The following is a 19,299-nucleotide window of genomic DNA, read 5'->3' as shown; positions in this document are numbered from 1 at the left end:
CAAAACCGCAAGTTGTATCATCATCTTTATCAGAATTGATAAAAATTTTAATATCGTCAATAGGTTCAGTTGATTTTCTTTCCAAAATTCGATTGTAGGTTTTTCCAGAATCAAAAGAAAGTTTTATGCCAATAATTTCTCCTTCTTTATTTCGCTTAACTTTTGATATTTTAAGTTTATATTTTTCATCTGAAAAAGTCTTTTCTAATTCTTGCAACTCTTTATCGGTGGTGTTTTTGGTTAGAATTGAAGAAAAAGATACCTGTGCAACGGCATATGCTGCCTCTTTTGAGTTTTCTTTTACTTGCGCCACGGTTTCAATTTGAAACAATAACATAAAGCTAACTACTAAGGGAAGAACAATTGCATACTTCCAAGCATTTCTTTTGTGGGATTGATTTGTGTGTAACATAACGATTCGTTTTTTGATTAATGATTGATAAAATTGATTGGTAATAGACAAGTCATGTTGCCGGGTCACCACTTTTAATAATGTTTTTTGGTACTCGTATTTGTTTTCGATCAGCTGAACGGTTGCGCTATCTGCAATAAATTCAAGATTTTGCAGCATGGCTTTTCGATAGAACCAAACAATAGGGTTGATCCAAAATAGCGCACAAAATAGTTTTCCAGTTACGACATCAATCGAATGTTTTTGTGTTACATGAATGCGTTCGTGTGTTACGATATGTTCTATTTCTGCTTCGGAAAACCTGTTTTTATTGATGACGATGTAATTGAAAAACGAAAAGGGGTTTTCTATCGCATCAGAATCTACCAAGGTATAATTGCTCTCTTTTTGCTTGTTTTGATGTTGAATTTTTTTGAAAAACGAAATCAATTCCATTCCAATTTTCAATAGAAATAAAAACGAAATTATAAGGTAGGCACACAGTACGATCAACAACCAATCAACTGGGTTTTCTTGTATTGGGATTTCGGTTAATGTACTACTTGTTGGAACTTGTTCTTGATAAAATGCTGCAACAGGTGTTGGTTCCACCCAAATGGTTTTGGTAAACTTGATAACAGGTAACGCCAACGCCAATAGTAATCCGATGATAAAATACCACCGATTCGAAATAAAAAACGTTTCTTTTCGCAGGAATAACACATACATCAAATAAAATAAAATGATGAGTCCGTTTGCCTTTATAAAATAGAGCAATAGATTTTCCATGCTATTTCTTTTTTTCGATTAGCGCTAAAATCTCACGAAGTTCTTCAGCCGAAATTTTATCTTCTTCAGCAAAATAGGAAACTAAATTTTTGTACGAGCTATTAAAATAATTATCAATAGCAGTATTCATAAACGTTTTTCTGTACTCTTCTATCTTAACAATAGGGAAGTACTGGTGTGTTTTTCCAAAAGCATGGTAACCCACATAACCCTTTTCTTCCAAATTGCGAACAATGGTTGAAAGTGTATTGTAATGAGGTTTCTCATTGCTAATTTCTTCTAGGATTTCTTTTACAAAAGCTTTTTTTAGCTTCCATAAAATGTGCATAATTTCTTCTTCTTTGTTGGTTAGTTTTTGCATGACTTATCGTTTTGATAAATCAAAGGTAAACTATATTTTTAGTTATACAACTATTTTTATAGTTATTTAACTAAATTTTTAGTTTTAAGAAGTTCAATTGGTTTTTTGTTAACCAATTTAATCACCCATAAACCCAACAGTACACTAATAAATCCGAGGGTTCCCATGAAGAACCAGTTGGCTTGGTATCCATAATGGTCGATAAGCGTCATGCCGGTTTTGGCACTTAAGATGTGCGCAAAGCTGTACGTCATGGTAAAAATAGCCATATAACGTCCTTCATGTCCTTTTGGTGCGCGACTCATGGCAAAGGAATTGGAGAAAGGAAAGGCAAACATTTCGGCAAAGGTCATGAATAGCATCATTACGATTAAAATGCCTACCCAATTGTTTACAAGTAACAAAAACATACTAATGGTCATTAATAATCCGCCAAGGTTAATAGCGCGTAACTTATTTATTTTATTCCGTTCAATATAACTCACTAGTGGCATTTCAACAAAGAAAACGAGCACGCCATTGAAGGTTAAGAGCAGACCTGTCTGAAGTTCAGATAAGTTAAATTGTTCTTTATGATATAAAGGAATCGTGGTGAACAATTGAAAAAACATAATGCCTGAAATCAAGCAAATCATTAAGAAAATCCAAAAGGGTCCGTCATTAAACACAGAATGCGTCAGCACCTCACCCGGATGTTCTTTATCGGTGTAAGCCGATTTTTTCTTTTCTTTTACTTTTGCCCAAAAAATAAGTATAGCTATGATGCAAGTTGCACCATCTACCCAAAACAATCCTTTATAGCCCACACTCATAATCAACAAACCGCCCAACGCAGGTCCGGCTGCAAATCCTAAATTGATGGCCAAACGCACCAGTGTTAAAGCTCGGGTTCTGTTCTCGGGTTTTGCATAGGCTCCCAGTGAAACAAACATGGCAGGTCGGAACATATCTGCAATCACCATGATAAAGAAAATGGCAATCAATAAACCATGATAACTGGTAATTGTTTGTAAGATAAAGAAACCAATACCACTAGTTAGCAAACTAAATATCATGATTTTATAAAAACCAATTTTATCAGATAATTTTCCACCTAACCATGATCCCAGCATGGAGCCAATTCCGAAACTCACCATAATCCAGCCGACTTGACTATATGAAAAATGTAAATCTTCCTTTAAATACTTTGATAAAAAGGGGAGAACCATCGTACCCGCACGATTAATAAAAGTAATCAAGGCTAAAATCCAAATCTCTCTAGAAAATCCTTTAAAGTTGTTGAAGTATTTTTGAAGGGCGCGTTGTAGCATACAATAGTTTGAGCGGCAAATTTACAAAAGCAGAACCAATTACATTGTGAACTAAATTATATATTTTTGTAAAAATTAGTATCATGTCTAAATTTATTAATTTACATACCCATCAATTTTCAAACGACACCGAGGTGATAGAAGTGGTCAATCAATATCCTTGGGCGTTTGATGCTTCGATTCCAATGTATTCAATAGGAATCCATCCGTGGTATATTGATGAAAATCGTTTGGCAGCTGATTTAGATAGTATCGCTGAAAAATTGCAGTTGGCGCCTTGCTTAGCTATGGGAGAATGTGGTCTAGACAAACGAATTGATATCCCTATGGATCTACAAGTGAGTGTTTTTAGAAAGCAATTAGAGATCGTTAAACAAACGAATAAGCCTGTAGTGCTGCATTGTGTAGCAGCTTATGAAGAAATGATTGCCATCAAGAAAGAAATGAAGATAGAAAATCCCATGATTGTTCACGGATTTTCAAAAAATATACAAGTAGCACAATCACTTTTAAACAATGGCTTTTATCTTTCTTTTGGAAAATATTTAATGCGTAATCAAGAATTAGAAAAAGTGCTTAAATTTGCACCCGAAAATAAAATTTTGTTTGAAACGGATACCATCGAAGAATCGATATATATGGTATATGAAAAAGCGGCAGCCGTTAAAGAAATTTCGATAGCGGAGATGAAAACTTTAGTTTTTAATAATTTTTCAAGAATTTTTAGTTAATCAATTAATCAATTTTACGATCCAACAAGTAGTATGGCAAAGTGGAAAGAACGAGCGGTTTTATTATTTAAAGAAGAAGGCATTCAAAAGTTAGAAAATGCCAATGTATTGGTTGTTGGTTTGGGTGGTGTAGGTAGTTTTGCTGCTGAATTTTTAGCCCGAGCTGGTGTAGGAAACATGACCATTGTCGATGGGGATGTAGTGGACATTACCAATATTAACCGCCAATTGCCAGCTTTGCACAGTACAGTTGGTGCACCTAAAGTTAAAATTGTAGGCGATCGGTTATTGGATATCAATCCCGAATTAAAACTCACCCGTATCGAAGAATTTTTATCTCCCGAACGTGCCTTTGAATTGGTTTCGCCAGAGTTTGATTATGTATTGGATTGTATTGATAGTGTTACACCAAAAATCAATTTAATAGTTGCTTGCAAACGCAAAAAAGTAAAAGTAATCAGCAATATGGGTGCGGGTGGTAAGTTTGAAGCCGAAAAAGTAAAAGTACGTGATATCAGTAAAACCGAATATTGTCCTTTGGCAAAAAACGTCAGAAAGCGTCTTAAATTGGAAGGAATTTCAAAAGGAGTAAAAGTGGTCTATTCGTATGAACGGCCAGATTATTCCAGTATTAAAACCACCGACGGATCAAATTTTAAGAAATCGTTTTATGGTACCAACAGTTGGATGCCTGCATTGTTTGGCTTACATGCCGCTGAAACGGTGGTAAAGCATTTGATTGGAAAAGAAAAATAACGATCTATTGCTCGGGAGTTTCTACTACTTCTGTAGTGGGACTTTCAACCACCTCAGGTTGGGGTTCCTTGCGCTCTTTTTGCACCGGAATATAGATTTCAGTCACCCATTTTGAAGGTTTACGCTCTTTGGGTAAACTTACTTTATATAATTCGATTGCCTTTTCGGCAGAATCTTCTGTTAATTTATTTTTATTCATAAAACCGCGAGCAGCTTTCCAAGCTTTATCATTGTGAGAGTAATCTCCAGTTAATGTTATTTTAACCGCGTCAAAAGCTTCAAAACGGCCACCAGAAATTTGACTACCCTCCATAGTATATATGCGTTCTGCTACTGGAATGCAAATAGCAAAAGCTGTTTTTTGATCTGGAGATTTCTTTGTGGTGTAGCGAACAAATGGTAGTCCGGTTGTTTTTATATTATTTTTTGTTACAAACGAGATCATGTTTTGTAACATCGCTTTCGATTTAATCTCAAAATCTTTTACGGCACATGTAGACTGTTGTTGGATGTAATTGGTTGCTTTTTGGGTTACTAATCCATTTGTTTTAATGGAATAATTACCAATTTCATTCACCAAATAATAATTGATGTTTTTTAGACCCTCTTCTAATTGCGAACCAATAACAGGATTAGCACCACCATTCAAAACACTCAATATTTTTGATTTCAAATCTAATGTACCTTGCATTTGCCAGGTCACTAGTGTTCCTTTTTTTGTCGATTGGAAATGAAAAGAAGATTGGCTTACTTCTTCATTGATCGTTATTTTTTGTAATATCGAATCGGAAGTTGATGGGGATGTATTGGTAATTATAGCTTCATCAGCTTCCCAAGGACTCCAATCGTTGAAAGAGTTAGTATTGGCAATAAAATTTGATACTTCTTCTTTTGATACAGCAATCTCTTTGGATTGCATGATTTTATAATCACCGGGTTGTGTAGCCACAAAGACCACAAAAGCGATGAAGAGTACTAGAAATAATAAAAATAAGTATTTAAGAATTCTCATTATTTAGAATTTGTTTTTCAAATGTAAGAAAATTATTCTTTCATTATGAATTTGATTAAAAAGAGCAGTCCAATAAATACTATAAAACCGATCAATACCCAATATGTTCCTTTGTAAAAAGGTTTCATCACTTTCAAATCTTTTCTGTATACCGCAATCATTGTAATTACAAAAGTTAGGATGAAAAATACCGCAAAATAAATTTGGCCTGTTGAAAACATATTGAAAAATTTTTACAAAAATAAGGATTAATTAGGTTCAAAATTTCTATTTTTCGTTAAATAAATTTAGAAGAAATGCAAAAACAATTAAATGCTGTGAAAATATTTCACGAAACCTATGGTTTAGGTGTTAGCACTGAAATGAAAGCCGATTTAGGAAAACTCAAGAACGAACTTCGTTTCAATTTGATGAAAGAAGAAAACGAAGAATATTTGGAAGCAGTTGAAAACAATGATATTGTTGAAATTGCAGATGCTTTAGGGGATATGTTATACATATTATGCGGTACGATCTTAGAACACGGCTTGCAACATAAAATTGAAGAAGTATTTGATGAAATTCAACGTTCAAATATGAGTAAGTTGGGTGAAGATGGAAAACCAATTTACCGTGAAGATGGAAAAGTAATGAAGGGGCCGAATTATTTCAAACCCAATTTTTCAGCTATATTAAAATAAAAAAAAGCGATTTCATTGAAATCGCTTTTTTTAATCTAAATTCTTACACCTTAACAGTCCATCCAAAAGTATCTTCTGCTAATTTATGTTGGATATTGGTTAGTTTTTCTTTTAAATCTATAGCCATTGAATGCTCTAATTGAGGCAATTCAAAATAAGTGTCTTGGTATGAAAATCCAACGATAGGATTTATTACAGCTGCAGTACCTGCTCCAAAAATTTCTTTAAGTGAACCGTTCTTTGCTGCTGCTATCAATTCTTCCACTAATACGGGCCGAACTTCAATATTAATTTTTTCTCTCTGAGCCAATTCAATAACACTTTTACGAGTTACACCATCTAAAATACGTTCGCTAGTTGGTGCTGTAAATAAAGTATCGTTTATTCTAAAAAATACATTCATGGTTCCTGCTTCTTCCAACTTGGTATGTGTGGCGTCATCCGTCCAAATAATTTGCTGGAACCCTTTATCATTTGCCAATTTGGTTGGGTAAAACTGTGCCGAGTAATTACCCGCAGCTTTAGCAGCACCAATACCTCCGTTTGCAGCACGACTGAAATGTTCAGCAATAATTACTTTTACTTCACCCGAGTAATACGAACGAGCAGGGGATAAAATTATCATGAAACGATATTCATGTGAAGGAGCCGCAATTACGCCGTGACCAGTTGCAATCATAAAGGGCCGTATATACAAGGTATTGCCAATTCCTTTTTTTACCCATTGTTGATCAAGTTGTAATAATTTTTTTAATCCTCCCATAAAAACAGCTTCAGGGACTTCGGGCATTGCCATTCGCGTTGCACTTTTATTGAAGCGATGAAAGTTTTCTTCTGGACGAAATAACCATACGGCATCTTCTTCATCTTTGTATGCTTTCATACCTTCAAAAATGGCTTGACCATAATGAAATACTTTTGCTGATGGATCTATAGTAAAAGGAGCATAAGGTTGGATGACTGGTTTTTGCCAACTACCGTCTTTAAAATCACAAATTAACATGTGGTCCGTGAAGACGTTTCCAAAAGTTAGGTTTTCAAAATCAACACTGTTAATTTTAGTTTTTGAAGCTGAAATAATTTCAATATCATTTAAAGTGGTTACTTCCATTGTGAAAAAAGTAGTTTAAATCACCAGTATAAACTGGTTTTTGATAAATATTTTGCAAACTTACTAAAAATTGAATGGTTAATTATGTAATGGGAGTAGAAATATTAGCAAACTTCTTTTTTCCTTGACAACATAGAGATTCAAGGAGTATTATTTTAATAGAACGATATTTCTTTTGTTTTCGAATTTCATTTCAAAAAATATGGTATTTTTGTGTATAAATTATTTCAAAATGATACAGAGAGTAATCCTAGCATTTGCATTAGTAAGTTTAACGATTGGCTGCGAAACAAAAAAAGAAGTACCTGCAAAAGAGGCAACAGTTTCCTATGCAAAATTTGGAGATTCTATATCCACTGAACAAGCGCTATCTTCCGCTGAAATGATGGAGAAGTTTACTTCCTTAAAAGAAGGCGACACACTTTCCGTAAAATTTAAATCTACAATTCATGAAATTTGTCAAAATAAAGGTTGTTGGATGACATTGGATTTAGCCGACGGAGCAGAGGCTTTTGTGAAATTTAAAGATTATGGTTTTTTTGTTCCGATGAATGCTCAAAAAAGAGATGTAATTGTGGAAGGAAAAGCTTTTATTGAAGAAACGCCCATTTCCGAATTGAAACATTATGCAGAAGATGAAGGAAAATCAAAAGCAGCGATTGATAGTATTGTAGCTCCTAAAAAAGAATTCAAGTTTTTAGCACACGGTGTATTAATTGCTAAATGATGAAAAAAATAATTTATTTTTTAGGAATTAGTGTAGTTTTTTTTTCATGTGAAAAACGCTCAAAAAATGAGACCGTTGAAGTTTTTGGTATCGAAATTCAAAGCAAAGATTCACTTTCTGAGGATAAAGGTGATTTTAAAATGTATGAAATGTCAGAAATGGCGGTTCTTATGGAGCAAATGTATGTCGATAATGAACGCTTAAAAGCACGCATTCTAAAAAAGGATACTTTGGGAAAATTTCCGATGCATTTTTTAGCTATTGAAAAAGCATCGTTTACTAAAGGTAAGGATCGAGATGCTTTTTTTATGGAACAGTCCGATAAATTCATTACCAAACAAATGGAAATATATACCACAAAAGACACTATAAAAACGTTTAATGCTATGGTTGATCAATGCATAGCTTGTCACGAAGTAAAATGTGGTGGACCAATAGCAAGGATAAAAAAATTATACATTAAATAAATGTCTTAGGTTTGAGATTGTTCTTAAACCTTTTTTTTGTAAAATGAAAAGAGAAATTCTCATTACCGGCGATGGTTCAACCACCATTCGAATTCCAGATTGGGATGAAAATTATCATTCCAGTCACGGTGCCATTCAAGAAGCCAAACATGTGTTTATTGCGAATGGATTAGATTGTTTTTCATATCATTCGGAGCTTGCAATTTTGGAGATTGGTTTTGGTACTGGTTTAAATGCCTTTATTACTTTTTTGGAAACATTTCAAAAAGATAAAATACGGTATGTTGGTATTGAAGCTTATCCAGTTTCATCCGAAGAATTAGCGCACATGAATTATGTATCGGAATTAAATGCGCTACAGTACGCTTCCATTTTTGAAAAGATGCATGCAACAGCTTGGGAACATGAAAATGTAATTACGCGTCAATTTAGTTTGACAAAACGGCAACAATTTTTTCAGGATATTACCGATAAGAATCAATTTAATATAATCTATTTTGATGCTTTTGGCTATCCGCTACAGCCTGAATTATGGAGTGAAAGTATTTTTGTTAAAATGTATGAAGCATTGTTGCCTGGAGGTGTTTTGGTAACTTATGCTTGTAGAACCGTTATTAAAAACGCAATGTTGGCTGCCGGGTTTACAATTGAAAAATTACCAGGTGCGCCGGGTAAACGCGAAATGCTAAGAGCTACCAAAGCATAAAAATTTTAGCAAAATTTTAGCATTTTTTTTAACAATAGTGTTTTAAATAACTGATTTTATTTTATTAATTTTACGAAAAGTTCTTATTTTATAATAACTTGTTAAAATTAGTGATTATGCCTCGAACAGCTTTTATTTATACGAAATCTATTCTGGAACGTGTTAGTTTTGATGCAAAATTATTTTGTAAGGAATTAGAAAAAGCAATTAAAAATTTACTTCCTTACGAAATCGAATTGCTTCGCGATTGGCTCCTAGAGTACACTGTAGAAAAACCAGAATTAAAACAATGTCTAGTTTATATTAAATAAAAAAGGCCCGATATCGGGCCTTTTTTATTTATTGGGTTTCGGGCTGATGATTTTAACATCACTAAAAGTGATGGCTCCTCTAACCACTCCTGAAATTACATCGCGTAATGCATTGATAATATGTAATTTTAATTCGTTTTTAGGATAGATCAAACTAACTTCTCTTGCGGGTTTTGGGTCTTCGAAGGCTCTTAACTTGGTTTTGTTTTTATCGTTTAAGTCTAATGTATGAAGATAGGGTAATAGGGTTGTTCCTAATCCTTCATCGGCTAATTTAATCAAAGTTTCAAAACTACCGCTTTCCAATTGGAAATGATTATCTGCTATGTATTTATTGTTTTTGCATAAATTTAAAATTCCATTTCTAAAGCAGTGACCGTCTTGTAACAACAAAATAGTGTCAAAATCCAATTCATCTATTGTAATTTCTTTATTTTGTAAACTGTTATGATTTTCGGGCAGATAAGCAACGAAAGGTTCGTAGTAGAGAACAATTTCTTTTAAATGATCTTCTTCTAAAGGAGTTGCTGCAATCGCACAATCTAAATGTCCATTTTTTAACTTCTTAATGATTTCTTCCGTAGTTTGTTCTTCAATTATAAGATTTACCTTAGGATATTTCTTAATAAAGTTGTTTAAGAACATAGGGAGTAGTGTAGGCATAATGGTTGGAATGATACCAATTTTAAACTCACCACCAATATACCCTTTTTGTTGATCAACAATATCTTTAATGCGACCGGCTTCATTGACAATATTTTTAGCTTGGTTGACTATTTTTTCTCCTACTTCGGTCAATACTATAGGTTTTTTACTTCTGTCAAAAATTAAGATATCTAATTCATCTTCTAACTTTTGAATTTGCATGCTTAATGTGGGTTGGGTTACAAAACACTTTTCGGCAGCCAGTGTAAAGTTTTTATATTCAGCAACCGCTAAAACATAATGTAATTGAGTTATGGTCATCGTATTGTTTATTTTTATGCAAATATAAAAAACTATCAATTGTACTGATAGTTTTAATCTTAAATTTATTAAATAGAACAGGTATAACAATTTTAGTTTGACGGTATATTTTTTTGTAATGTTTATTAATTTTCATACAATTATCATTAATTTTTGTTATTTTTGTGATATGAAATTTTTATGCATTATATTTTTGCTTTTTTTTACTTCGTTTTTATCAATGCCTACAATTATTAGTATGATCGATAAAGGTGAAGACACTTCTTATTTTTACACGGTTTCAGAAGAAGAGGAAAATATAGTTTCATTTGATGAAATTAAATCTGTTGCTTTATCAGAACTTTATTTTAATTATTCACTGCTTCAAAATAAAAGTGTTATTTCCATTAGCACGAGCACATTTTCAAATTTCACCAATCTTGCTCATCAAATTTTTTCGCCACCTCCAGATAACGTATAGTGCAATGTTTTAAATCGCAACACAAAGTGAAGCGATAAAGTAATAATGTATTATATATTTCTTATGAGTAATCATTCTATTTTTTCTAATGTAAGAGGAGATCTTGCTTCAGGTTTAGTCGTTTTTTTAGTAGCCTTGCCCTTGTGTTTAGGTATTGCTTTGGCCTCTGGAGCACCCTTGTTTTCGGGTATTGTTTCTGGAGTTGTTGGAGGGGTAATGGTAGGATTTTTGAGTAATTCTTCTTTAAGTGTGACCGGTCCAGCTGCAGGATTAACGGCTATAGTGTTAACTGCAATAACTGATTTGGGAGGTTTTGACGTTTTTTTAGTGGCCGTTATTATAGCGGGTTTACTCCAAATTGGATTAGGATTTGCACGCGCGGGCAGTTTTTCTAATTATTTTCCAACAAGTGTAATTGAAGGTATGCTTGCCGCGATTGGAATCATCATTATCTTAAAGCAAATTCCTCATGCATTTGGTCATGATGTAGATAATGAAGGTGATTTCTTTTTTATTGAAAAATCAGGACATAGTACTTTTGATACATTATTAGAATCCATTAATTTTATTCATGGAGGAGCTTTGATAATAGCACTTTTGTCTTTAGCTATTTTAATTACTTGGGATAAAGTTTCGGCTTTAAAGAAAATTAAAATGATTCCCGGTGCATTAGTTGTAGTTGTTTTGAGTATTATCTTGAATGAACTATTTATTAAATCGGGATCTGTTTTAGCAATCACAACAAAAAATCATTTGGTCAACCTGCCTTCATTTAATGAAATAAAGGATGGATTTGCGTGGCCAAATTTTAGTTCGTTAACCAATCAAAAAGTATGGATCGTAGCCATTACAATTGCTGCGGTAGCCTCAATTGAAACGTTATTGTGTATTGAAGCAACTGATAAATTAGATCCCTTCAAACGTTTCACCGACACCAATAGGGAGTTAAAGGCGCAAGGAGTTGGGAATATTGTTAGTGGTTTATTGGGAGGTTTGCCAATGACATCGGTTGTTGTTCGTTCTTCTGCCAATATTAATTCGGGAGGTAGAACAAAATTAGCTACTATTTTTCATGGCGTATTATTGATTTTATTCGCATTATCCATTCCATTTATTCTTAATAAAATTCCACTATCAGCTTTAGCAGCAGTGCTATTAATGGTCGGTTATAAATTAGCAAAACCTTCCGTATTTATTCATTTATGGAAAAATGGTTTTTCTCAATTTATTCCTTTTATAATTACTGTTTTTGCAGTAGTTGGAATTGATTTGTTAAAAGGGGTTGCCATAGGACTTGGGGTAAGTATTTTATTCATCTTGTATCAGAATTTAAAAATTGCCTATTCTTTTAAAAAGGAATCGTTGCATGATGGTGATGTAATTACAATTAAACTAGCCCAAGAAGTATCTTTTTTAAATAAAGCTGCTATTAAAAGTACGCTAGGGGATCTTCCAGAAAAAGCAGTTGTAATTATAGATGCAACGAATACAAAATATATAGATTTTGATGTGGTTGAGATGCTAAAAGATTTTAGAAATGTAACTGCCATAGATAAAGAAATTAAATTAACTTTGAAAGGTTTTAAAGAAAACTATACTGTTGATAATACGGAGTTTAAACACGTAAAAAATAAAGACCAAAACAATTAATATACTTAAAAATGAGTGAGTTTTATAAAAAAATATTAGACAATAATAAGAACTGGGTAGAAAAGAAATTGGCCATTAGCCCGGATTATTTTAAAAATTTGGCGGAAGGACAAAGTCCGCCATTGTTATGGATAGGTTGTTCCGATAGTCGCGTTCCCGCCAATGAAATTATTGGAGCCGAACCCGGAGAGGTTTTTGTGCATCGCAACATTGCAAACATGGTTATTCATTCTGATATGAACATGTTAAGCGTGTTGGATTATGCGGTAAATGCCTTGAAAGTAAAACATGTAATTGTATGTGGTCATTATGGTTGCGGTGGTGTAAAAGCGGCAATGGGTAACAGTTCTATTGGAATCATTGATAATTGGATTCGTCACATTAAAGATGTGTATCGTTTTCATCAAAAGGAATTGGATGCTATTGTTGATGAAAAAGAGCGATTCAATACTTTTGTAGAGGTTAATGTAAAAGAGCAAGTGATGGATTTGGCAAAAACTTCTATTGTACAAAATGCATGGAAAAATGGTCAAAATTTATCATTACACGGTTGGGTCTATGGACTTAATGACGGTTATGTAACCGATTTAGGTGTTAACTTTAGTTGTGATAAAGACTTGGACGATGTATACCAATTAAAATTCTAATCGTCTTCTAAATTTTCGTTAAAAGCTGAAGGCAATAATTGAGGTATAAATTTGATCAATATTGGTAGTAATAGACTGCCACCAGGAAGTAAAAAAATAGTTAAAGAGGGTATGCTTTTGCATATATCGAGTAGCTGTTTTTTTACTTTCTTTTTTTCTTCTTTTGAAAGATCTTTTGCTGTAGATTTGGCTAAGAGCTGCATCAGTTCACCACTTTCTTTAATTTCTTTACTCAATCGATCTTTATTTCGAATGATCAATTTGGTTACATTTTTATTGGCTTGATCGTAAAAATGTTTAATCGGATTCGAATAGTTGAAAAAGGGAATTTCATCTTTGTATTTTTTTATAAAAAGATCCATGCTATCGATACTGTTCTTCAATAGTTCATGACTAAGATCTAAATCAGTACGGATAGCATTTAAGAACACAATTTCACTTTTTTCCAATTGTTGGTCACTCCATAGTGCCATTTGAGCAATATCTAACAGGTACAAACGTTCCAGAAGTTCTGTATGCTTTTGCAGTTTAAGTGACTCAAGATCTAAGGTGTCAACGGTAGCGAATTTTGTATATCGGATGGAGTTTTCAAACAATTTTATCACCAATTCATCATATTTGGATTTATGTGGTTTGATGGTCAATGCTAATGAAACAATTTTAATGCAGTCTGATTCAATATTTTTTAAATAATCTTTGGGCAAATCAGTATTTTTTAAAAAGTAGTGATAGGCAATAACATCAATAAATAAAAGTGCATTTGTAATAATGTGCGAAAAGTTTTTGCTCAAGCTATTCTGATTGGTTTGAATGCGTTCGTCAATAATTTGTTCCAATCGAGCACTTTTAGAACTTTCGGGCAGCATTTTTTTGATGAAATTGAGGTTCTCTGGCTGGATTATTTTATAAAACTCATATAGAGAAATCAAAAAATTCGTTGGCGAATTACTCTTATGCTCTAAAGTAAAAACAGCATATAAAGCATTTAAAAATCCAACTTTTGTGATTTCATCATACGACCATTTTTTAGATTCAATAGGTTCGTTCAATGGAATATCTACAACATAACCATAAATAAAACCGCTTTTTCTACAACTGTCATAAAAAGCCAAATAATCGTCCTGAAAATCAATTATATGTTCTTGATTTCCGACTAAAAATTTATCTATCCATCCACTTGCAGAAGGGTTGATCATGCTTTTAATTTTTCTTTTAAATAGATGCCTGTGATTGATTTTTTATTTTTGATGACTTCTTCAGGCGTGCCAAATGCCATCAAATGACCTCCGTTTTCACCGCCCTCCGGCCCAATGTCTAAAATGTAATCGGCACATTTGATCAAGTCCAAATTATGCTCAATAACAATAATGGAATGGCCTTTGTCTAGTAAGGCATCAAAAGAAGCCAGTAATTTCTTAATATCATGAAAGTGCAAGCCCGTAGTGGGCTCGTCAAACACAAATAAGGCTTTGTCTTTGATGGTTCCTTTTACTAAAAATGAAGCCAATTTGATCCTTTGCGCTTCACCTCCAGATAGGGTAGAAGAAGACTGTCCCAATTGAACATACCCTAATCCTACATCTTTTAATGGTTGAAGTTTTTGAGTAATTTTAATTTGATTCTGTGCCGTAAAGAACAGGAGCGCTTCGTCAATGGTCATTTTTAAAATGTCATCAATATTTTTACCTTCAAAAGTGACTTCAAGGACCTCTTTTTTAAATCGTTTTCCATTACAGGTTTCACATTCTAAATGCACATCGGCCATGAATTGCATCTCGATAGTCACTTCGCCATCGCCTTTACAAACTTCACATCTACCTCCGTCAACATTAAAAGAAAAATGTTTGGCTTGGTAGTTTCTTAATTTTGAAATACTCTGTTTTGCATACAAATCACGTATGTCATCGTAAGCTTTAATGTAAGTAACTGGATTGGATCGTGAACTTCTCCCAATTGGATTTTGGTCAACATATTCAATATGTTTAATGTGTGAAAAACTACCCTCTAAAGAAGTGAATTGTCCTGCTTTTTCACCAACACCTTCTAATTTTTTTTGTAATGCAGGAAATAATATTTTTTTAACTAAGGTACTTTTACCGCTACCAGATACTCCGGTAATGACTGTTAGGCATTCTAATGGGAACGTAAAATTTTCGTTTTTCAAATTGTTTTCACGTGCCCCAACTACTTCAATATAGTTTTTATAACCACGACGGGTTTTTGGTACTAGAATAGCTTCTTTTCCCTTCAAATAGTTGGCAGTTAGTGAATCGGCTTGTAAAAGTTCTGAATAGGTGCCTTGAGCAACCAATTCGCCTCCATGTGTACCGGCTTCCGGACCAATATCGATGATCATATCGGCAGCTTTCATGATGTCTTCATCGTGTTCTACCACAATTACAGTATTACCTAAATCTCTAAGGTTTTTCAATACTTCGATTAATCGTTCAGTGTCTTTGGGATGCAAACCAATACTTGGTTCGTCTAAAATGTACATGGAACCTACCAAACTACTTCCTAACGAGGTAGCGAGATTGATGCGTTGTGATTCGCCTCCTGATAGAGAATTTGAATTCCGATTCAAGGTTAAATAACTCAAGCCAACATTAGACAAAAAGTCAAGACGATTGTTAATTTCTATCAACAAGCGTTTAGCTACTATTGCATCGTATTCATTTAACGTCAAGCTATTGAAGAATGCAATCAAATTTACAATAGGTAAATCTACCAAATCCGATAGGGTTTGATGGGCTATTTTGATGTAATTTGCTTCGGGGCGCAATCTTTTTCCTTTACATACGGGACATTTGGTTTTGCCGCGGTATCGCGAAAGCATGACTCTATTCTGAATTTTATAATTTTTTTCTTCCAATTCAGAAAAAAAATCATGAAGTCCCGTAAAGTAGGAATTTCCCTCCCATATCAATTGTTTTTGTTCTTCAGTAAGTTCGAAAAACGGTTTGTGTATAGGAAAATCAAACTTATAGGCATTGTTTACCAATTGGTCTCTGTACCATCCCATGCTCTCTCCCCGCCAAGGGAAAATTGAATTTTCATAAATTGATAAGGCAGTATTAGGAACAACCAAATCACTATCGATTCCGATAATGCTACCATAGCCTTCACAGGTAGGACAGGCTCCATAGGGATTGTTAAAACTGAATAAATGTACATTGGGCTCTAAGAAGTTGATGCCGTCCAATTCAAAATTATTACTGAATCCTAATCGTTTTTGTGTGTCAACCTCTTGTAAATAACAGCTCCCTTTGCCTTCATAAAAAGCGGTTTGAACTGCGTCTGAGAGGCGATTGAAAAATGCTTCTTCCTCTTTAACTACAATTCGATCTATTATTAATAAAGCATCTTTATTGTCTAATGAATGTGGAGCTAAAGCATCCAATCGCAACGTTTCATTGTCGACTAGAATACGCGCAAACCCTTGCTGGAGTAACACTTTTAATTTGTCTTCTAAAGCGCGTCCTTCTTCCAAATGAATAGGAGCAAGCAACAACCATTTGCTATCAATAGCAAACGTTTTCACAGTCGAAACAACATCTGTAATAGTATCTTTTTTAACTTCTTTTCCAGAGATTGGAGAATAGGTTTTGCCAATACGTGCAAAAAGTAATTTTAAATAATCGTATATTTCAGTAGATGTACCTACGGTTGAGCGAGCATTACTCGTATTTACTTTTTGTTCAATGGCAATAGCCGGAGCGATACCTTTGATGTATTCTACTTTCGGTTTGTCTAATCGGCCCAGGAATTGGCGTGCATAAGACGATAAACTTTCTACATACCGGCGTTGGCCTTCAGCATACAACGTATCAAAAGCTAAACTTGATTTTCCAGAACCCGAAAGCCCAGTGATTACTACCAATTTATTTCTAGGAATGGCTACATCTAAATTTTTAAGGTTGTGCAATTGTGCCCCTTTTATTAAGATATTCTTTTTGGGATCTAAAGTTGAAAAATCGGGTAGTGTCATTTTGAAATAAAAATAGATTCGCAAAGATAATTAATCTGTTGTTAGAAAATTAAAATCTTTACTTAATTCCAATTATTGACTGAATTAGCTCTTTTGAAAACGTTGTAGTTGGAAATTTCATTGCCATTTATAACTATACATAAGCTATACAAAATAATTAGTTTTTATAAATAATAATTATAACTATTTGACTATCAATGCTTTTAAAAAATGGTTCATTAATAATTTTATTATTGATTATTTGTAGAATTGTATAGTTTGTATATATAGTATGATAATTGTTTACATTTTTTATTGAATAATTTTACAATTGTTAACATTTAACTAATTAAATTAAATATTATGAAAAAAATTACCCATTTGTTTGCATTCCTGCTCATCAGTGCGCTAGGTTTTGCACAACCCACTACAAATGCTCCAACTCCTACCAGATTGGCGTCCAATGTAGTATCTGTTTTTAGTGATGCTTACCCTAGTATTGCAACCAATTTGAATCCAGGTTGGGGTCAAACCGGTACTGTAAATCCTACATTTACGGTTACTGCTGGAAACAATATTTTAGCCTACACAAACTTTAATTATCAAGGAACAGAGGTTACCGCTACCAATTTATCAACTATGGAATTTTTACACGTTGATATTTGGTGTAATGCAGCGCCTACAAGTTCAATTATTCAGGTTAGTCCTATTAATAGTGGAACTGGTGCAGCGGAGACTTTGGTAACCATCAACCATGTGCAGGGACAATGGTACAGTGTTGATATTCCTAAAGCGTCTTTTACAGGTATGACTTGGAATAATATTATTCAGTTAAAATTTGCAGCTAACGGAGCAGGAAGTACTGTTCCGGTAAATATTTATTTAGACAATATTTATTTTTGGAAAACTCCTCCTTCAACTGTTCCAACAACAAATGCACCAACGCCAACTCGTTTAGCGGCTAATGTTGCTTCTGTGTTTAGTGATGCGTATCCAAGTATTGCAACCAATTTGAACCCAGGTTGGGGTCAAACCGGTACTGTAAATTCAACATATACTGTGACGGCTGGAAACAATATTTTAGCCTACACAAACTTTAATTATCAAGGTACTGAAGTTACGGCTACCAATTTATCAACTATGGAATTTTTACACGTTGATATATGGTGTAATGCTGCACCTACAAGTTCTATTGTTCAAGTGAGTCCAATTAATAGTGGCACTGGAGCAGCAGAAGTATTAGTTACTCTTAATCATGTTCAAGGGCAATGGTATAGTGTTGATATTCCAAAAGCGTCTTTTACAGGAATGACTTGGAATAATATTATTCAATTGAAATTTGCAGCTAATGGGGCAGGAAGTACGGTTCCTGTAGATATTTATTTAGATAATATTTATTTTTGGAAAGCACCTGCTAACCCAACTTCGCCTCCAACTAATGCTCCTACACCAACACATTTGGCAGCTAATGTAGCTTCAATTTTTAGTGATGCGTATCCAACTATCGCAACAAACTTGAACCCAGGTTGGGGTCAATCTGGAGCGGTAAATCCAACGTTTTCTGTAACTACAGGGAATAATATTTTGGCGTATACCAACTTCAATTACCAAGGTACAGAATTGACGGCGACTAATTTATCAACAATGGAATTCTTACACGTTGATATTTGGTGTAACGCTGCACCTTCAAGTTCAATTATTAAGGTGAGTCCAATTAATAATGGCACGGGTGCGGCAGAGTTTTTGGTAACTTTAAATCATGTCCAAGGACAATGGTATAGTGTAGATATTCCTAAAGCCTCATTTACAGGTATGACTTGGAACAATGTTTTCCAATTGAAATTTGCAGCTAACGGTCCCGGAAGTACGGTTCCAGTTGATATTTATTTAGACAATATTTATTTTTGGAAAGCTCCACAACAACTTCCACTTGTATTAGGTTTTGAAACTACTGAAAGTGGTGGTGTAAATGGAGGTCCGTTCGGTGGAATGGCAGCGCCAGTAGTTGAAAACGGAACAGGTTCAAATACGACTAAAGTACTTAAAATTGTAGGTAATACTACTGGAGAAGTATGGCAAGGTATCAACTTAAATTTAACTTCATTGGTTAGTTTAACAGATTCAAAAACCATGACAATGGATGTGCTTTCAGCTGATCCAATTACGTTCTTAGTAAAAGTTACTGGTGGTGTTGGTGGACCTGGTATTGTTGCCGCTTCTGCTTCTCACCCAGGTGGTAATACATGGCAAACTGTTA

At 33.9% G+C, this 19,299-nt stretch carries 19 protein-coding genes and 1 pseudogene; 11 read left to right on the top strand and 9 right to left on the bottom strand.

What is annotated here, in order from left to right; genetic code table 11:
* The 3 genes from ACIQ6Z_RS05460 to ACIQ6Z_RS05450 form a co-directional block, all read right to left on the bottom strand.
* Window positions 1-1,180 (bottom strand): M56 family metallopeptidase (locus tag ACIQ6Z_RS05460; RefSeq protein WP_396209924.1); only part of this gene is annotated, 1,180 nt, incomplete at its 3' end.
* Window position 1,181: 1 nt separating this feature from the next.
* Complete coding sequence (locus ACIQ6Z_RS05455) at window positions 1,182-1,541, bottom strand: BlaI/MecI/CopY family transcriptional regulator (protein ID WP_396209923.1); 360 nt, start codon at window positions 1,539-1,541, stop codon at window positions 1,182-1,184.
* Between the two features lie 62 nt (window positions 1,542-1,603).
* The gene (locus ACIQ6Z_RS05450; protein ID WP_396209922.1) at window positions 1,604-2,851 is read right to left on the bottom strand and encodes an MDR family MFS transporter; all 1,248 of its coding nucleotides are present in this window, start codon (window positions 2,849-2,851) and stop codon (window positions 1,604-1,606) included.
* A gap of 83 nt (window positions 2,852-2,934) precedes the next feature.
* Here ACIQ6Z_RS05450 and ACIQ6Z_RS05445 point away from each other — a divergent pair, with 83 nt between their 5' ends.
* Complete coding sequence (locus ACIQ6Z_RS05445) at window positions 2,935-3,582, top strand: TatD family hydrolase (protein ID WP_396209921.1); 648 nt, start codon at window positions 2,935-2,937, stop codon at window positions 3,580-3,582.
* 33 nt (window positions 3,583-3,615) lie between these two features.
* On the top strand, window positions 3,616-4,338 hold the full coding sequence (locus ACIQ6Z_RS05440) for a ThiF family adenylyltransferase (RefSeq protein ID WP_396209920.1): 723 nt from the start codon (window positions 3,616-3,618) through the stop codon (window positions 4,336-4,338).
* A gap of 4 nt (window positions 4,339-4,342) precedes the next feature.
* Here the strand turns inward: ACIQ6Z_RS05440 and ACIQ6Z_RS05435 are convergent, their stop codons facing one another.
* Window positions 4,343-5,350: a GyrI-like domain-containing protein gene (locus ACIQ6Z_RS05435; RefSeq protein WP_396209919.1), complete on the bottom strand. Its 1,008-nt coding sequence runs from the start codon at window positions 5,348-5,350 to the stop codon at window positions 4,343-4,345.
* Window positions 5,351-5,382: 32 nt separating this feature from the next.
* A complete protein-coding gene (locus ACIQ6Z_RS05430; RefSeq protein WP_396209918.1) occupies window positions 5,383-5,571 on the bottom strand; it encodes a hypothetical protein in 189 nt (62 codons plus the stop codon).
* 75 nt (window positions 5,572-5,646) lie between these two features.
* On the opposite strand from ACIQ6Z_RS05430, the gene ACIQ6Z_RS05425 reads away from it, so the two are divergent.
* The gene (locus ACIQ6Z_RS05425; RefSeq protein WP_396209917.1) at window positions 5,647-6,030 is read left to right on the top strand and encodes a hypothetical protein; all 384 of its coding nucleotides are present in this window, start codon (window positions 5,647-5,649) and stop codon (window positions 6,028-6,030) included.
* 43 nt (window positions 6,031-6,073) lie between these two features.
* Here ACIQ6Z_RS05425 and ACIQ6Z_RS05420 read toward each other — a convergent pair whose 3' ends face one another.
* Complete coding sequence (locus ACIQ6Z_RS05420) at window positions 6,074-7,141, bottom strand: branched-chain amino acid aminotransferase (protein WP_396209916.1); 1,068 nt, start codon at window positions 7,139-7,141, stop codon at window positions 6,074-6,076.
* Window positions 7,142-7,373: 232 nt separating this feature from the next.
* Between ACIQ6Z_RS05420 and ACIQ6Z_RS05415 the strand changes: the two genes are divergently transcribed.
* The 4 genes from ACIQ6Z_RS05415 (at window position 7,374) to ACIQ6Z_RS05400 (ending at window position 9,352) form a co-directional block, all read left to right on the top strand.
* Window positions 7,374-7,868 carry a DUF4920 domain-containing protein gene (locus tag ACIQ6Z_RS05415; protein ID WP_396209915.1) on the top strand — a complete coding sequence of 165 codons (495 nt, stop codon included), beginning with the start codon at window positions 7,374-7,376 and terminating at the stop codon, window positions 7,866-7,868.
* Complete coding sequence (locus tag ACIQ6Z_RS05410; protein ID WP_396209914.1) at window positions 7,868-8,335, top strand: hypothetical protein; 468 nt, start codon at window positions 7,868-7,870, stop codon at window positions 8,333-8,335. Before ACIQ6Z_RS05415 ends, ACIQ6Z_RS05410 begins: the two co-directional genes overlap by 1 nt.
* Window positions 8,336-8,378: 43 nt before the next feature.
* The gene (mnmD, locus tag ACIQ6Z_RS05405) at window positions 8,379-9,041 is read left to right on the top strand and encodes a tRNA (5-methylaminomethyl-2-thiouridine)(34)-methyltransferase MnmD (RefSeq protein WP_396209913.1); all 663 of its coding nucleotides are present in this window, start codon (window positions 8,379-8,381) and stop codon (window positions 9,039-9,041) included.
* A 116-nt stretch (window positions 9,042-9,157) separates the two neighbouring features.
* A complete protein-coding gene (locus tag ACIQ6Z_RS05400) occupies window positions 9,158-9,352 on the top strand; it encodes a hypothetical protein (protein WP_396209912.1) in 195 nt (64 codons plus the stop codon).
* 24 nt (window positions 9,353-9,376) lie between these two features.
* Here the strand turns inward: ACIQ6Z_RS05400 and ACIQ6Z_RS05395 are convergent, their stop codons facing one another.
* Window positions 9,377-10,318 (bottom strand): LysR substrate-binding domain-containing protein, encoded by a 942-nt coding sequence (locus ACIQ6Z_RS05395; RefSeq protein ID WP_396209911.1) that lies wholly within the window; start codon window positions 10,316-10,318, stop codon window positions 9,377-9,379.
* A 238-nt stretch (window positions 10,319-10,556) separates the two neighbouring features.
* On the opposite strand from ACIQ6Z_RS05395, the gene ACIQ6Z_RS05390 reads away from it, so the two are divergent.
* The 3 genes from ACIQ6Z_RS05390 to can all read left to right on the top strand — a co-directional run bounded on the left by ACIQ6Z_RS05390 (window position 10,557) and on the right by can (window position 13,075).
* Window positions 10,557-10,778 (top strand): hypothetical protein, encoded by a 222-nt coding sequence (locus ACIQ6Z_RS05390; protein ID WP_396209910.1) that lies wholly within the window; start codon window positions 10,557-10,559, stop codon window positions 10,776-10,778.
* Between the two features lie 63 nt (window positions 10,779-10,841).
* The gene (locus ACIQ6Z_RS05385; protein WP_396209909.1) at window positions 10,842-12,428 is read left to right on the top strand and encodes a SulP family inorganic anion transporter; all 1,587 of its coding nucleotides are present in this window, start codon (window positions 10,842-10,844) and stop codon (window positions 12,426-12,428) included.
* A gap of 11 nt (window positions 12,429-12,439) precedes the next feature.
* Window positions 12,440-13,075, top strand: a complete 636-nt coding sequence (gene can / locus ACIQ6Z_RS05380) for a carbonate dehydratase (protein ID WP_396209908.1) — start codon at window positions 12,440-12,442, stop codon at window positions 13,073-13,075.
* Here the strand turns inward: can and ACIQ6Z_RS05375 are convergent.
* Window positions 13,072-14,271: an LETM1-related biofilm-associated protein gene (locus ACIQ6Z_RS05375; RefSeq protein WP_396209907.1), complete on the bottom strand. Its 1,200-nt coding sequence runs from the start codon at window positions 14,269-14,271 to the stop codon at window positions 13,072-13,074. The genes can and ACIQ6Z_RS05375 overlap by 4 nt on opposite strands.
* Entirely contained in the window at window positions 14,268-17,063 is a 2,796-nt protein-coding gene (gene uvrA, locus ACIQ6Z_RS05370) for an excinuclease ABC subunit UvrA (protein WP_396209906.1), read from the bottom strand. Before uvrA ends, ACIQ6Z_RS05375 begins: the two co-directional genes overlap by 4 nt.
* 342 nt (window positions 17,064-17,405) lie before the next feature.
* On the opposite strand from uvrA, the pseudogene ACIQ6Z_RS05365 reads away from it, so the two are divergent.
* Window positions 17,406-19,299, top strand: a pseudogene (locus ACIQ6Z_RS05365) (hypothetical protein); the annotation flags it as partial.

The organism is Flavobacterium sp. (assembly GCF_044376915.1).
In the GTDB taxonomy this organism is placed as follows: Bacteria; Bacteroidota; Bacteroidia; order Flavobacteriales; family Flavobacteriaceae; genus Flavobacterium.
Note: the sequence above shows the minus strand (reverse complement) of the source record. Positions and strands in the feature narration are given on the sequence as shown.